We start from the raw sequence: 16,173 nt of genomic DNA, 5'->3' as shown, positions 1-16,173 counted from the left end.
GTTTAAAACCTTAAGCGAAGCAAATCTAAACTATAGCGGCAATGGCTTATTCGTGGGTTTTATATTGTCATTCTGACTATTGTCCGCATAAATATTACAAATCATATAACTGATCCGATGGCTTATTGGCGGCGGACATCGCCCTTTTATGATTAACCTGTTTCACCGAGGAGCGAACCACTAATCGCCCCTGCAATAAGATATTACTGAAGGGGGCATCTGGGCGTAATAAGCGCCGTTGTAGCAGTTGAATAGCCTCAGCCCCCAACTCATCACGAGGTACATGCACCGCCGTGAGCGGGACATCATGGATCTCAGCCAAATTAAAGCCATCCATGCTCATCACTGATATGCTATCAGGCACACTTATTTTCAACTTATTCAGCGCATTAACGGCACCTACCGCCATATAGTCGCCACCGGCTAGAATTGCCGTCGGCCACTGGCGTTGGTCCTCACAAGCTGCCATAAAGTCGCTGACCGCCTGCTCTGCCTCTTCGCCGCCAAAACCATGGGTAGTGATCAGATGCTGGTTATCATCAAAACTTATATTATGGCTGGCGAAAGCCTCTTTAATCCCCAGCAAGCGCAATTCCATAGTGTTACGGCGTAAGCATTGCAAAGTCAGGATTTGCCGATGCCCTTGTTGAATCAGATAGTTGGCAGAAAACTCGCCAATCAATTGATGGTCTGGCGACACACTATCCAGTGACATCTCTTTATCGCGGCAATTCACCAGTACCGAGGGTTTATGCACGCCAGCCGCCAAGGCATGGATACGTGGATCATCAATGCCGATGATGATTGCAGCCTCGGTCTGCGGATTGGTCATTTTCTCCAGAAACAGTGAGATATCACTTTGCGTTTCCGATAATCCACAGTAGCGGATCATCACCTCATGTTGGCTAACGGCTTCGGTAATGCCTTGGATGACTTTGTAGTAAAAAATGTCGGTACGCACATCGAAAGCTCGGTGCGGTGCAAAGACCATAATATTATTGAGCATTAATCGCCCGCTGGACAAATTCTGCAAAATTCCCTGCGATTGCGCATACGCCATGACCTGCTGTTTCGCCTTCGCGCTGGTGTTTGCTTTACCGGCTAAGACTCTGGAGACCGTGCTAATTGAAAGGCCAGTTTGATTGGCTATCTCTTGTATTTTTAGCTTTCCATTCATTTTGTGATCTCTCTCAAATTAGCAAATGAAAAAATTTTCATAACCGGTAAATGCCTTATTTAGGCCATTACACAATATAAATGCTGAAATATTATCCAGCTTATGAAAGTTCTTTCAAAAAAACGCATATTAAAGCCAATTTAAGCTAGCTACCTTGTTTTGGTAAACCAATTTTAAAAACTTATCAGTCCGGTTTGTTTTGATGAATTATAAAAATACGATAAAAAACAACTAAGTATATTTTATTGGCCGATTTAGTGTGAACAAAGTCACATTAAAACTCAGCGAAATCTTAATAACCGAAAATGGATCATACCAAAATAATTAGTTGGCCCGGTTAACTGACTACCGGCTAACAGCAGGAGGCTTGGATGAGTGTTGAGATTAATCAATCCGCGAAAGTTATCGGGCGGCGAAAAATAAAGTCACTACGTTGGTGGATGCTGGCACTATTTTTACTTGGGGTCACAGTTAACTATATTACCCGTAACTCTCTGGGTATCCTCGCCCCCGAACTGAAAACCAGCCTGAATATGACCACGGAGCAATATTCATGGATCGTGGCCTCTTTTCAGTTGGCTTACACCGTTTTTCAACCGCTGTGTGGCTGGCTGATTGACGTCATCGGCTTAAAAATGGGGTTCCTGATTTGTGCCAGTGTTTGGGCCGTGGTGTGCATGATGCATGCCGGCGCAGGGACCTGGTTCCAGCTGGCGGTGCTGCGCTTCTTTATGGGTAGTGCCGAAGCGGCAGCAACACCGGCAAACGCCAAGGCGATTTCTGACTGGTTCCCGAAGAAAGAGCGGCCAATTGCCGCCGGTTGGGCGGGAGTCGGCTTCTCTATTGGTGCGATGTTAGCTCCACCGATTATTGTATTGGCCCATGTGGCGCTTGGCTGGCAAGGGGCGTTTTTATTCTCCGGTGCTTTAGCCATGATTTGGGTGCTGTTGTGGTGGCGTTTCTACCATTCGCCGGATACTCATCCAAATCTAAGCAAAGAAGAGTTTGAACTGATTCATCAGGACAATGAACCGGTGCTACCGCGGCTACCTTTCCTCAAATCATTGGCCATTCTGAGCAAAAATAAGAAATTTTACGGCATTGCGATCCCCGCATTTCTGGCGGAACCCGCCTGGGCCGTGTTTAGCTTCTGGGTGCCACTTTACTTAGCCACCGAACGCGGGATGGATCTAAAGCAGATCGCCATGTTCGCCTGGCTCCCCTTCCTGGCGGCAGATATCGGCAGTGTTGCCAGTGGTTATTTAACCCGGTTGTATCAGAAGTGGTTCGGCTTCAGCCGCATCAACTCGGTGGTTGCCAGCTCAGTCACCGGTGCCTTTATGATGGTTTCATTGGCCTTTGTGGCTATCACCAAAGACCCCTATCTGGCGATTGCGCTAATCTCCATTGGCGGCTTCGGGCATCAGGTCATCTCCTGTATGCTTAGCGCATTAGTGGTTGATTCTTTTGATAAAAATCAAGTCGCTACTGTCAATGGTCTGCGGGGTTCCTCCGCGTGGATCGCCAGTTTCCTGTTTACCTTACTCATTGGCGCGGTTTCCGACACTATCGGCTTTAACCCGCTGTTTATTGCCATGGGCTTCTTCGATTTGATTGGTGCCGTATTCCTGATTGCGCTATTTGCTGAGCGCCGTAATAAGGCACAACCGGCAACCTGATCCTATCCCCTAATTCTGTCTGCAACAGTGCCGCAGTACTGTTGCCAAAAGAGATGAGCTGTGATGAAAACATTAAAAAACTGGCAGTTAATAAATGAATTCCCTGACCATTTAGAACTACTGGTCGATGACCGTCATATATTTTGTCTGTATGTGTTAGAGCAAAATCTCTGCCGCGTGCTGATTAAGCGCAATGGCGAACTGGCACTGAATCGCACCTGGAGCATTGCACCACAAGGGGATGTGCCTTGGTCAGGGCGTGACCGATTGAGTCTGGCGGGCTTCTCCGTGCCGGGCTATCAATTGGAGCAGCATGAGCAACAGCTGGTAGTGACCACCGAGTGCCTTAGGGTCACTATTCACCAGCCTTTGCATCTGGAGTGGGAGTACAAAAATTCACAGGATCAATGGCAGCCACTGGCCGCAGATCGGCCCACCAGTGCTTATCTGCTCAGCCCGCAAGGCGAAGCGATTGCTCACTATCAGCGCCGCTATCCCAATGAACAATATTATGGGCTGGGTGAAAAAGCCGGTGATCTTAACCGCGCCGGTCGCCGCTTTGAAATGCGCAATTTAGATGCCATGGGCTATAACGCCGCCAGTACTGATCCGCTCTACAAGCACATTCCCTTTACCATCACCCGTCGTGATGACGTCAGTTTTGGCCTGTTTTATGACAATCTCAGCAGTTGCTGGCTGGATTTGGGTAACGAGATCGATAACTATCATCTGGCCTATCGCCGATATCAGGCTGAAGCAGGTGACCTTGATTACTACCTGTTCCTCGGCCCGAAAGTGCTGGATGTCACCAAAGCCTTTGTCCGTCTGACCGGTAAGACCCAATTTGGCCCGAAATGGAGCCTCGGCTACAGTGGCTCTACCATGCATTACACCGATGCCCCGGATGCCCAGGTGCAATTGCAAAAGTTTATTGCGCTGTGTCAGCAACATGATATTCCCTGCGACTCTTTCCAGCTCTCATCCGGCTATACCTCCATCAAAAACAAGCGCTATGTCTTTAACTGGAATAACGACAAAGTGCCACAGCCAAAGGTAATGAGTCAGACTTTCCTGCAAGCTGGCATCAAGCTGGCAGCTAATATCAAACCTTGCTTGTTGCAGGATCATCCAAAATATCAGCAAGTTGCTGAACGTGGGCTGTTTATCCGTGACGGCGAAACCGGGTTACCTGAGCGCTCATCATTTTGGGATGACGAAGGTTCTCACCTTGATTTTACCAACCCCGCAACCGTGGATTGGTGGCAGGAGAATGTGACCAAACAGCTATTGGAAATGGGGATTGGTTCGACCTGGAATGATAATAACGAATATGAAGTGTGGGATGGGGAGGCACAATGCCATGGGTTTGGTGAATCAATTGCCATCAAGCACATCAGGCCAGTAATGCCTCTACTGATGATGCGCGCCTCAATGGAGGCTCAACAAACATTCGCACCAGATATGCGCCCGTATCTGATATCACGATCTGGCTGTGCCGGGATGCAGCGCTATGCCCAGACCTGGAGTGGCGACAACCGCACCAGTTGGCAGACTCTGCGCTATAACATCCGTATGGGGCTGGGCATGAGTCTGTCAGGGTTGTACAACCTGGGCCACGATGTCGGCGGCTTCTCTGGCGATAAACCGGAAGCAGAATTATTTATTCGTTGGGTACAAAATGGCGTGATGCATCCGCGCTTTACCATTCACTCATGGAATGACGACAACACGGTAAATGAGCCTTGGATGTACCCCGCAGCTACCCCGATGATTCGGGATACCATGGCCTTACGTTACCGATTATTGCCCTATTTCTATACGCTGCAATGGCAGGCTACCCATGATGACGAACCGATGTTGCGCCCAACTTTCCTCGATCACGAGCACGATAGCGGCACGTTCAAGGAGAATGACGACTTTATGTTGGGCCGTGATTTGCTGGTTGCCAGTGTTGTAGAGGCGGGTCAGCGCCAACGTCAGATCTATCTGCCGGATAATCATGTCGGCTGGTACTGTTTCCACACCGGGCAGTGGTACAGCGGCGGGCAGACAATCACTTTAGATGCACCACTGGAACGTTTGCCGCTCCTGGTGCGAGCCGGTGCGGCACTGCCGCTATCACGGCGCATCGCCTTTGTGGATGCCAAACTGGATTCTCAACGTGAGCTGGCGCTCTATCCAACCAAAGGGGCGGGGCAATCCAGTGGCATGTTATTTGAAGATGACGGCGAAAGTCACCGCTGGCAGCAAGGCCACGCGCTATGGCTGAGTTGGCTGGTAACGACCGATAATCACCGTATTAATATCACCTTTAGTCGCACTGGGAGCTATCAAACAGCATGGCATGAATTGACAGTTAATCTGCCGATGAATGAGCAGCGCGAGTTAGTGATCAACGGCGTTGCAGGCCATACATTGCAGTTAAATCAGCTGACATAATTCAGTGAAATTAAGCTACAAAGCGGGTTCCATATGATAACCCGCTTGAGGTTATCGACAAAGTCGCCTGAGCGGAGAGAACAGGCAGATCGTAAAGACGCCGTAAAATCATCCCTGATGGCTCGAACCGCGCCATCCCTGGCGCGGACGCTTTACTCTTCTGCCTCTCCTCACCGTTCCAGATCGAGTCACTGGGGTTTGTCAGCAGTCTGAAGCGGGTTCCTTGCCAATACCCGCTTTTTTCACCTCAATAGTCATGTCTGACTAGCGCAACAGTTTTAGTGCGCCAGTCAATGAGCGCACCCATTTTTCCGGCCCGACCAGCCCCAGGCCATCTAACTGCTCATTGGTAAGTGAACGTAGCGGAAAGGTTGCCTCATAATCCTCAAAACTGTGCATCGAACGGGCAAATGCCGGGAAAGGGACAATCGCCCGCGGGTGAGTCGCCGCCAATGCTTTCAGCAGCACCTCTCTCATCTGCGAAGCATTCGCCTGTAGAATAGGTACTGGCAATTTTGAACTCACATCAATCTCTTTGCCCTCCGAGTCAGATAACACTGCCCCCGCCAGTTGTGGAAATCTTGCCGCCAAACCAATCCCCACCGCACTGGTGGTATTGGCAATTAAGCCAACAGGAAGCTCAGGATTAACAATAATTGCGATCCGCATTTGTTCTGTCACATCAGTACCTTTTTGCCGATAAGTCTGTGCCAAAGATCATATCTCTCCTCCGCCGGTAAGTGCTTTCTTTTATCACTCTTATTCGGCCAGTACTGGTAAGCTATACCTAGATTGAATAATAATTAGGTGAGATATGCCAACATCATTGATAACATCGGCAGATATAAAGATATTAAAGCAATTACAGCATACGGGTCGCATGACCAACCAAGAGCTGGCCGATAAAGTGGGTATGGCAACCTCCCCTTGCTGGCGACGGGTGAAGCAACTTGAAGAGAGTGGTGTCATTACCGGTTATCAGGCCAATATTGATCGGCGAAAAATTGGCTTGGGGATTTTGGCCTTTATTCGGGTAAAAATTGATAGTCACAGTGAAGAGGAAGCCAGGCTGTTTGAAATGCAGGTAGGGGCGTTAAAGCCGGTGATTGCTTGCTATGCTGTCGCGGGGGATGCGGATTTCTTACTGCAAGTGGTGGCGGAAGATCTCGACAGTTTCTCCACCTTTGCGATGTCGGTTATTCGCCGACTATCAGGGATTAAAGAGATGCAAACCACCATTGTGCTGCGCGAAGTCAAACCGCTAGATCACTTGCCACTGACGTAAATTTACGCAGAGTTGCTGCTGCCCCCTCTACGCCGCCAGTACCCGGTTTCGCCCTGATGCTTTTGCGCGGTAGAGGGCCTCATCCATACGTTTGAATAAGCTATCAGTATCTTCGCCGCTCTGATGTTGTGCGACGCCGATGCTGACCGTGAGCTGTGGCAGATTAGGCTGGCATATCATCTGAATAGTTTCCCTAATAGATTCAGCCAGTTGCAATGCTCCCTCCAGATGGGTTAAAGGCAGGAGGATCGCAAACTCCTCACCTCCCCAACGAAAAATGCTATCACTTTCACGAATGATGGATTCTAAAGTTCTTGCCAACAAAATCAGGACTTCGTCGCCCTTATTATGCCCAAGCTGATCATTGATAGATTTGAAATGGTCTACATCCAATAAAATCAAACTGAAACTGTGACCGTAACGTTGGCTCTGGGCATGAGCATGTTCGACTAAGGGGAAGAACTGGCGCCGATTGCCTAAATCTGTCAGTGGGTCGCGCAGAGCAGCATGTTCCAACGCCTCTTCAAGGCGCTTTTGTTCGGTGATGTCATGGATAATACATAGCATCAATCGTACGCCATCCAACTCAACCGGACCAGCATAGGTTTGAACGTGACGGGTATTGCCATCCGCTAATTTATGAATAAAGTTTAGCGGCTTATGACCCCCCGGTAATTTGGCGACCTCATTCATTACCGGCAACACATCCTTTCCCATGGTATTGATTTCCCAGGTGTGCTTCATGCACATCTCATCCCGCGAATAACCATAGAAACGGGTTGCTGCCTGATTAGCATCAACAATTTGCCCCTCTCGCGAGGGATCAATAAGTAGCATAGGGGCGGTATTGGTATTGAATAATTGCTCATAAAAACCCTGTTCATCTCGACGATAGGGTTTTGAGCATAGCTGCCCCATATTAGGTTGAGTAAGTGCCTTTTCGGAGATATATAACCCTTCAAAAACAATAATATCACCATAAGGCTCTAGCTGAGTGAGGGAGAGCCGACAACTCAGGGGGAAGACATTTCCTGCCGTCTGGATAGTCCAAATCTCGACAATCTGATCGTCGCCAGCTAACGCGGGGAGGTAGGCGTCCAACTGTTGCTGCGCATGTGCTGAAAACCGGCCATTACGCATTAGCGGTAGCTGGCAGTCGCCTGCAATCTTTCGGGCTTCCTTGTTAGCAAACAGCAACTCTTGATTTTTGGGCACGACAACCCAAACTGGCGTACTCAAAATATTTAATGCATCTAAGTAAGCTATCAACATAGGAATACCGATAGAAATTTGGCATAGAAACAGAATACAGTTAATTACCACAGATTCACTACATTTTGATTTATACCCAATGTAGCAGAGCAACAAGCGGCAAAAGAGTATCGAGTAGTGACTTTGCTATCTTTTACCAATGCTTAAAATAGAGCTAAGTACATTTAATTAAAGAATTAATGATGAGGCTCATCAAGAAGTGCAGTGCCATAGGAGTTGTCAATCGTGCAAAGCCACCGTCCATCCGGTTCATGGCGAAACACATAAGTAGCACGTCGGGTATCCAAACAATGCTAGCCAGCATCAAGGTGGAATATCTAATACGGAATCAGAAGACAAAAATATAAATCGCAACAATATTCCCTGATGCACTGACTATCAAAAATCTGGAATAAACCCCTCTTTCCGCAAAGCATGAATGACACCACGCATCAGATCTGATTTCGAAAAAACGGCAGTATAAATTCGTGAACCCAATTCAACTGGTTGCAACAGGCCACGATCAACTAACTTACCAATCTGATAGGTAATTTGAGCTGACTTCAATACCGGTAAAACCTCTTTTAAATCATTAGCTTTTACTATCCCTTGGCTAATGGTTCGCTTAAGAATTTTAGATTCCGTCTCATTGATTACCCCCCGCCCTTTCGAATACTCAAGCGCTGGATAAAGAATTTTTGAGTTTAAGAAGTGAAGATTCGAGAGCTTATCGACTTTCTTTAACTCCGCCGATATACCGGTAAGAACATACAGGCACCATTGCTCTAGTCCCTCAGCAACACCCGTATCCGCTTCGGCTAGCATCGAGTAATAGCGCTCACGGTCATTACAAAAAACCGCCGTTGGGTTTAGTACCCGCCCACTGGTTTTCACATTAAAACCGTACTTTATCAGCAAAGAATAAGTCAGCAGGCGCACCGTTCTACCATTGCCATTACCAAATGGATGAATCCAGCCAAAACGGTGATGTGCGAGAGCCACTTTCATCAGATCATATTTTGGCGCGTCTGCGCGATTCATAAACTCGACCAACTCCTGCATATAAGCAGGGACATGAATAAATTCAGGCGGCAAATGAGTTGACTGAGCAATACTCACTCCGCGACTGCGATAGGCACCAGGTGTTTTATCCCCTTCCCGTTCAAGCCCGTTTACCGTCATGACGTGCAGTTCTCGGACAAAATACTCCGTGATATCTTCACCAACATGCAGATGCTCATCAATAAAGTTCATGGCATGTTCAATGTTACCAATCTCTTTCAGTTGATCCGTGGAATCCTCAGCCCCTTCAACTTTACTTTCAACGTAATCGGCTAACGTTGTATGGTTACCTTCGATTCTTGCTGAACCCAAGCTTTCCAGCATATGAAAAATACTTTTTAGCTGGGCAAACAATAGAGGATGCACATCAGTTTCAAGGCGCAGGTGTCTCAGTAACTCAAGCTCGGTCAACGCATCAACCAATGGCGAGTCGAAACTGGGGTTTAACAGTGCTAAATCATAGTGATTAAATTTAGGCATAAAGTTAGATTATCTCAAATATGTAAATATCATTATCTTAAAAATAGATTAAAAAACACTTTATAGCCATGATGTTAACAGATTATTATTTATTGATTATCTCAAAAGCAACTTTGTGATTATCTCAATTTTTTGTAATAATAAGATATACCAAGAACACCCGACAATGCTTTGATATGATTTTTGTTCAACCAAACGAGTCGCGTTAGTTGTGGGTGTGATTCAATGGTACTGAAGATGTGGTAGGGGAATAAGCACTACTGCCGGTAGATTTAATATATAAATAGATTGGCGTATTAGGAGATTGGAGCGGGTGAAGGGAATCGAACCCTCGTATAGAGCTTGGGAAGCTCTCGTTCTACCATTGAACTACACCCGCTTCGGTGTGCGGTTTGCATTATAACCGGTTCTTTGTCGTGGGCAAGCGAAGATATAGTCTAAGCGCCGGTATTTTAAGCGATTAGCTTAAATAAGCCGTAACCGCTGCTATTTTCTGAGAGTACTTCGCTCAGTAAAAAGGGCGCCGTAGCGCCCTAATAGGTTGACCCTTAAGCAAGGTGGCTTATTTTACCGGGCGCATCGCCGGGAATAAGATAACATCACGGATGGTATGGCTGTTGGTAAACAACATCACCATACGGTCAATACCAATGCCCAAACCAGCCGTTGGCGGCAAGCCATGCTCCAGTGCGGTGACATAATCTTCATCGTAGAACATTGCTTCGTCATCGCCTGCTTCTTTGGCGCTAACTTGATCGGCAAAACGCTGAGCCTGGTCTTCAGCATCATTCAGCTCAGAGAAGCCGTTACCAATTTCACGGCCACCGATGAAGAACTCGAAGCGGTCAGTGATGAATGGATTATCATCGTTACGACGTGCCAGCGGAGAAACCTCTGCCGGGTATTCAGTGATGAATGTTGGCTGAATCAGGTGGCTCTCTGCGGTCTCTTCGAAAATTTCGCATTGAACGCGGCCCAAGCCCCAGCTCTTCTCAACGTTGATACCTAGTGACTCGGCAATAGCCACAGCTTTGCCCATATCATCCAAATCCGCCACATTGGTTTCAGGGCGATATTTGCAAATAGCTTCTTTCATGGTCAATTTGGCAAAAGGTTTACCGAAGTCAAACGTCTGCTCACCATACTGCACCACACTGCTACCCAGAATATTTTCAGTCAGGGTGCGGAACAACTCTTCGGTCAATACGATCAGGTCTTTGTAATCCGCATACGCCATATAGAGTTCCATCATGGTGAACTCTGGGTTATGGCGCGGTGAAACACCCTCATTACGGAAGTTGCGGTTAATTTCGAACACACGTTCAAAACCGCCTACAACCAGGCGTTTCAAGTACAGTTCTGGCGCGATACGTAAGTACATATCGATATCCAGCGCATTATGATGTGTCACGAACGGGCGTGCAGACGCGCCGCCGGGGATCACTTGCATCATTGGGGTTTCGACTTCCATGAAGCCTTTTTCCACCATGAAGCTACGGATGCCAGACATGACTTGCGAACGAACTTTGAACGTATTGCGAGATTCGTCGTTAGCGATCAAATCCAGATAACGCTGGCGATAACGGGTTTCCTGATCAGCCAGGCCGTGGAATTTATCAGGTAGCGGGCGCAGTGCTTTGGTCAGCAAACGCAGTTCGCTACAGTGGATAGACAGCTCACCGGTTTTAGTTTTAAACAGCTTACCGCGTGCACCCAGGATATCGCCCAGATCCCACTTTTTGAACTCTTCGTTATAAATGCCTTCCGGCAGATCATCACGGGAAACGTACAACTGAATACGGCCACCGACATCTTGCAGTGTCACGAATGATGCTTTGCCCATGATACGGCGAGTCATCATACGACCGGCAACGGTTACTTCGATATTCAGTGCTTCTAACTCTTCGTTCTCTTTGCTGCCATACTCAGCATGCAACTGGTCAGAGAGGTGCTCGCGGCGGAAATCATTTGGAAAAGCTATTCCCTTTCCCCGCAACACTGCCAGTTTTTCTCGACGAGCTTGTAACTCACTATTGAGTTCTTGCGCTTGCTCAGCGACTTGCGTTTTTTGCTCTGACATCTCAGTTCCTTATAGCCCGGCTTTCAAACTTGCTTCGATGAATTTGTCCAGATCACCATCCAGTACCGCTTGCGTGTTGCGTGTTTCCACACCGGTACGCAAATCTTTGATACGTGAGTCATCCAGTACATAAGAACGGATCTGGCTGCCCCAACCGATATCGGACTTGTTATCTTCCAGAACCTGTTTATCAGCATTTTTCTTTTGCATCTCAAACTCATACAGCTTCGCTTTCAGCTGCTTCATTGCTTGATCTTTGTTTTTATGCTGAGAACGGTCATTCTGGCACTGAGTCACAATATTGGTTGGAATATGGGTAATACGTACCGCAGATTCCGTTTTGTTAACATGCTGACCACCTGCACCGGATGCGCGGTAAACGTCAATACGCAAGTCTGCTGGATTGATTTCAATATCAATATCGTCGTCAACTTCAGGATAAACAAAGGCAGAACTGAAAGAGGTATGACGGCGGCCACCGGAGTCAAATGGGCTTTTACGTACCAGGCGATGTACGCCAGTTTCAGTACGTAACCAGCCAAATGCATATTCACCGATGATTTTGATCGTGGCAGACTTCAGACCCGCGACATCGCCATCCGACTCTTCAATGATTTCAGTTTTGAAACCTTTGGATTCAGCCCAGCGCAGGTACATACGCAGCAACATGCTGGCCCAGTCCTGAGCTTCTGTACCACCGGAGCCTGCTTGCAGATCCAGGTAGCAGTTGGCGCTATCATATTCACCAGAGAACATACGGCGGAATTCAAGCTGGCCCAGCTTGCCATCAAGGATATCTAACTCAGCAACCGCTTCGTTAAACGTCTCTTCGTCGTCAGCTTCAATCGCCAATTCTAGCAAGCCAGTGACATCTTCCATGCCTTGATCCAATTGATCAATAGTGGTGACTATCTCTTCCAGCGCAGAACGCTCTTTACCCAGCGCTTGGGCGCGCTCAGGTTCATTCCAGACGTCGGGCTGTTCCAGCTCGGCGTTTACTTCTTCCAGTCGCTCTTTCTTGGCATCATAGTCAAAGATACCCCCTGAGAACGGCTGTCCGATCAGACAGGTCCTGAATTCGGTTTTTTACCGGGTTTATTTCAAACATGATTTAAAGTCTTACGTTGAGTCGTCGATGACGGAATGTCATTAGAACCGGTAATTCTAGCGGATCTCAACGACGGTTTATAGCAAGTTGACTATATTTCCTGCTTACTGAGAATTACAGCAGCGCTACCAGCCGGTATTACCCCGAATCACTGGCAGAGGTGAGCAATTCGGGTTGTGCTTAGTCGTGGACTAATAAGGCCACAAGTGCTGAATCAATAACTGGACACTACGGTTGCCACGGTACTCATTAATATCGAGTTTATAAGCGAGCTTAACTTCACGCACGCTACTGTCCGGCCATAAGGTGGTATCGATATTAAAAGCAATGCCATCCAGTAACGGCCCGCCATTCAATGGCTCAATCATGAGCTTCAGGTGGCGTTCCCCCACCAGCCGCTGTTGCAGAATGCGGAATTTGCCGTCAAATGTGGGTTCTGGGAAGGATTGCCCCCACGGGCCACCATCGCGCAGTAGCTCTGCGGTTTCGATTGATAAGTCGCCGCCTTTCAGCTCACCATCAGACCAGATAACACCTTCTAATTGAGAAGCGTCCATCCATTCACCGACTAAATCTGCAAAGCACTGGCGGAATTCATCAAATTTATCCTGTTCTAGCGATAATCCGGCGGCCATGGCATGCCCACCAAACTTCAGAATCAATCCAGGGTTCAAGGTGTCGAGGCGCTCAAGAGCATCGCGCATATGTAAACCAGCAACACTGCGGCCCGATCCTTTCAGTAAGCCATCCCCCGCCGGGGCAAAAGCGATGACAGGCCGATGAAATCGCTCTTTAATCCGTGAGGCCAGAATCCCTACCACCCCCTGATGCCACTCAGGATGATACATCGCGATACCATAAGGCAATTCAGTGCTGGTGCGCTCCAATTGGTCACACAGTTGCAGGGCTTCGACCTGCATACCTTGTTCTATCTCGCGGCGGGTCTGATTTAGCGTATCAAGATCGATTGCCAGCGCACGGGCCTGAGCAATATCATCACTAAGAAGCAGTGCCACCCCAATAGACATATCATCCAGACGCCCTGCGGCATTTAGTCTTGGGCCGAGGGAGAAACCCAAATCGTTTGCAGCCAGTTGGCGGGCATCGCGATTCGCCACCTCCAGTAATGCACGAATTCCCGGACGGCATTTTCCCGCACGTATGCGGCTTAGGCCCTGGTGTACCAGAATTCGGTTGTTGGCATCCAGCGGTACTACATCAGCCACTGTGCCAAGTGCCACTAAATCCAACAATTCAGCCAAATTGGGTATGGCCAGAGCACGTTGCTCAAACCAACCGCTCTCTCTGAGGCGGGCGCGTAATGCCAGCATCAGATAAAAAGTGACCCCAACTCCTGCCAGCGATTTGGACAGAAAATCACATCCGGTCAGATTCGGGTTAATGATGGCTTCTGCGGCGGGCAAGGTTTCACCGGGCAAATGGTGATCGGTAACCAGCACCTGAATGCCCTTGGCATGGGCCAACTCCACCCCCGCATGGGAGGAAATTCCGTTATCCACTGTGACGATCAGTTCTGCCCCACGGGCGGCAACTTGCTCAACCACTTCAGGGCTAAGTCCATAGCCATCTTCAAAGCGATTTGGCACCAGATAATCAATATTACTGCCGCCCATGCTACGTAATGCCAGCACCGCCAACGCAGTACTGGTCGCGCCATCGGCATCAAAATCACCGACGATCACGATGCGCCGCCGATCTGCCAGCGCCTGTTGCAGCAGAGTGACACCCGCGTCAATGCCGTCTAGTTGCTGCCATGCCAACAGCCCTTTGACGCCGCGCTCTAGCTCTTCGGCACTTTTTACGCCGCGACTGGCGTAGAGACGGCGCAGCAACGGATGCAATTGTGGCGGCAAATGGCTGTCATCTGCCGCCTCACGACGACGAAGTTGAGTTTTCAATGTCACGGGCGATTAACCCGCCGCTTTTGCGGAAGCCTGATGCTTATTCAGCATCTGTAACATCTCTTTTGGCTCCATATAACCCGGAACGACAGTGCCATTTTGCAGCACAATGGCTGGTGTTCCCTGAATACCAAACTGCACACCTAGCTGGTAATGCTTGCTGATATCGGTTTTGCAGGTTGCTGGTGAGATTTCGGTGCCTTTCATCGCATCATCAAATGCTTTATTACGATCTGCCATGCACCAGATAGAGCGCATATCTTTTTCTGCCTGAGAGCTTAAACCCTGACGCGGGAAGGCCAGATAACGCACGGTAATCCCCAGCGCATTATAGTCTTTCATCTGCTCGTGTAATTTATGGCAGTAGCCGCAGGTGATGTCGGTAAACACGGTAACAACGTGTTTTTCCTGCGGCGCTTTGTACACGATCATTTCGCCGCTCAATGCTTCAAGTCGTTTCACCAGCGATTGATTGGTCACATTCACCGGCTGGCTACCACTTACGTCATACAGCGGGCCTTGTAACAGATGTTTGCCGTCCGCCGAAATATAAAGCACACCACTTTCAGTCATTACCGTACTCAAACCGGGGATCGGCGACGGTTGGATATCCGCTTGCTGAATATCGAGTTTTTTCAGTGTCTGCTGGATAGCAGTATCGTCAGCATGAGCCAAACCAGTGAGGGCCGCGATTAACATCGGCAGCAGTAATAAACTTTTTTTCATATAAAAATCCTATCCTTTTCCGCGTGGCAACTATGCGCGCGGATGATGCTGTTGGTGTAGCTGCTTCAAACGTTCAGTCGCTACATGGGTATAAATCTGGGTCGTCGACAGATCACTGTGGCCCAGTAACATTTGTACCACACGTAGATCCGCACCATGATTCAACAGATGCGTGGCAAAAGCATGCCGCAATACGTGGGGCGAAAGCCGTTCACTATCAATACCGGCAAGGATCGCATAGTGTTTGATTCGATGCCAGAAAGTCTGGCGGGTCATTTGCTGGCTGCGGTTGCTGGGGAATAGCACATCCAGCGACTGACCATTGATAAGCCACGGCCGCCCGTGCTCCATGTAGTTCTCAATCCAGTACACCGCCTCTTCGCCCAAAGGCACTAGCCGCTCTTTATTGCCTTTACCAATCACCCGCACCACGCCCTGGCGCAAGCTTACATCGCTGATGGTTAGCCCGACCAGTTCGGACACCCGCAAGCCTGTGGCATAGAGCACTTCCAGCATCGCTTTATCACGCAACTCCAGCGGGATATCAACATTGGGTGAATTGAGCAATGCATCAACCTGCGCCTCACTGAGATCTTTCGGTAAACGTTGCGGCAGCTTAGGTGATGAAAGTATGGCTGTCGGGTCATCGTCGCGTAATTTTTCGCGATATAAATATTGGAACAACCGCCGCATCGCACTGAGCAAGCGGGCGGAACTGGTGGCTTTATATCCACCCTCAATGCGCTCAGCAAGGAAAGATTGCAACTCCTGCGAACCGGCGCGCAATAAATCACTGCCATGATGATCTAACCATCCGCTTAATGCATGTAAGTCCAAACGGTATGACGCCAGCGTATTCTCCGCCAGATTCCGCTCCAGCCACAAAGCATCAAGAAACTGTTCAATCAGTGGGTTATTTTGCTGCTGCATTGCTGTTGCTCTCTTTGATTGAACTCAGCCGCCA

Annotated in this window: 12 protein-coding genes, 1 tRNA gene and 1 pseudogene; 3 read left to right on the top strand and 11 right to left on the bottom strand. The window is 48.6% G+C overall.

The annotated features are described in order from the left end of the window. Window positions 1-94: 94 nt before the first annotated feature. On the bottom strand, window positions 95-1,177 hold the full coding sequence (locus AACW11_RS03620) for a LacI family DNA-binding transcriptional regulator (protein WP_212585992.1): 1,083 nt from the start codon (window positions 1,175-1,177) through the stop codon (window positions 95-97). 371 nt (window positions 1,178-1,548) lie between these two features. On the opposite strand from AACW11_RS03620, the gene AACW11_RS03615 reads away from it, so the two are divergent. Continuing rightward, entirely contained in the window at window positions 1,549-2,856 is a 1,308-nt protein-coding gene (locus tag AACW11_RS03615; protein ID WP_005272831.1) for an MFS transporter, read from the top strand. A 63-nt stretch (window positions 2,857-2,919) separates the two neighbouring features. Next, window positions 2,920-5,295 carry a glycoside hydrolase family 31 protein gene (locus AACW11_RS03610; protein ID WP_212585991.1) on the top strand — a complete coding sequence of 792 codons (2,376 nt, stop codon included), beginning with the start codon at window positions 2,920-2,922 and terminating at the stop codon, window positions 5,293-5,295. A gap of 264 nt (window positions 5,296-5,559) precedes the next feature. Here the strand turns inward: AACW11_RS03610 and AACW11_RS03605 are convergent, their stop codons facing one another. Further along, window positions 5,560-5,964: a DUF2000 domain-containing protein gene (locus tag AACW11_RS03605; protein ID WP_212586032.1), complete on the bottom strand. Its 405-nt coding sequence runs from the start codon at window positions 5,962-5,964 to the stop codon at window positions 5,560-5,562. A gap of 145 nt (window positions 5,965-6,109) precedes the next feature. Between AACW11_RS03605 and AACW11_RS03600 the strand changes: the two genes are divergently transcribed. Further along, window positions 6,110-6,580, top strand: coding sequence for an Lrp/AsnC family transcriptional regulator (locus tag AACW11_RS03600; protein WP_212585990.1), 471 nt, complete (start codon window positions 6,110-6,112; stop codon window positions 6,578-6,580). Between the two features lie 27 nt (window positions 6,581-6,607). Here AACW11_RS03600 and AACW11_RS03595 read toward each other — a convergent pair whose 3' ends face one another. The 9 genes and pseudogenes from AACW11_RS03595 to xerD all read right to left on the bottom strand — a co-directional run bounded on the left by AACW11_RS03595 (window position 6,608) and on the right by xerD (window position 16,139). After that, window positions 6,608-7,852 carry a sensor domain-containing diguanylate cyclase gene (locus AACW11_RS03595; protein ID WP_212585989.1) on the bottom strand — a complete coding sequence of 415 codons (1,245 nt, stop codon included), beginning with the start codon at window positions 7,850-7,852 and terminating at the stop codon, window positions 6,608-6,610. Window positions 7,853-8,028: 176 nt separating this feature from the next. Further along, window positions 8,029-8,133 (bottom strand): annotated as a pseudogene (locus AACW11_RS03590) (DUF4440 domain-containing protein); the annotation flags it as partial. A gap of 97 nt (window positions 8,134-8,230) precedes the next feature. Then, the gene (locus tag AACW11_RS03585; protein WP_212585988.1) at window positions 8,231-9,373 is read right to left on the bottom strand and encodes a Fic family protein; all 1,143 of its coding nucleotides are present in this window, start codon (window positions 9,371-9,373) and stop codon (window positions 8,231-8,233) included. A gap of 305 nt (window positions 9,374-9,678) precedes the next feature. Next, a tRNA-Gly gene (locus AACW11_RS03580) sits at window positions 9,679-9,752 on the bottom strand. Between the two features lie 183 nt (window positions 9,753-9,935). Further along, on the bottom strand, window positions 9,936-11,453 hold the full coding sequence (gene lysS, locus AACW11_RS03575) for a lysine--tRNA ligase (protein ID WP_212585987.1): 1,518 nt from the start codon (window positions 11,451-11,453) through the stop codon (window positions 9,936-9,938). A 9-nt stretch (window positions 11,454-11,462) separates the two neighbouring features. Continuing rightward, window positions 11,463-12,561, bottom strand: a protein-coding gene (prfB, locus tag AACW11_RS03570) for a peptide chain release factor 2 (RefSeq protein WP_099460520.1) whose coding sequence is annotated in 2 segments (ribosomal slippage) — window positions 11,463-12,485 and window positions 12,487-12,561 — 1,098 coding nt in all. Because the reading frame shifts where the segments join, the coding sequence is not laid out codon by codon here. A gap of 191 nt (window positions 12,562-12,752) precedes the next feature. Then, complete coding sequence (recJ, locus tag AACW11_RS03565) at window positions 12,753-14,486, bottom strand: single-stranded-DNA-specific exonuclease RecJ (protein ID WP_212585986.1); 1,734 nt, start codon at window positions 14,484-14,486, stop codon at window positions 12,753-12,755. A gap of 6 nt (window positions 14,487-14,492) precedes the next feature. After that, a complete protein-coding gene (gene dsbC / locus AACW11_RS03560) occupies window positions 14,493-15,209 on the bottom strand; it encodes a bifunctional protein-disulfide isomerase/oxidoreductase DsbC (RefSeq protein ID WP_212585985.1) in 717 nt (238 codons plus the stop codon). A 30-nt stretch (window positions 15,210-15,239) separates the two neighbouring features. Continuing rightward, window positions 15,240-16,139, bottom strand: coding sequence for a site-specific tyrosine recombinase XerD (xerD, locus tag AACW11_RS03555; RefSeq protein WP_212585984.1), 900 nt, complete (start codon window positions 16,137-16,139; stop codon window positions 15,240-15,242). Between the last annotated feature and the right edge of the window lie 34 nt (window positions 16,140-16,173).

The sequence above is a fragment of the Yersinia sp. Marseille-Q3913 genome (assembly GCF_963892745.1).
Taxonomy (GTDB): Bacteria; Pseudomonadota; Gammaproteobacteria; order Enterobacterales; family Enterobacteriaceae; genus Yersinia; species Yersinia bercovieri.
The sequence above is the reverse complement of the archived record's forward strand: the minus strand, read 5'-3'. Positions and strand labels throughout refer to the sequence as shown.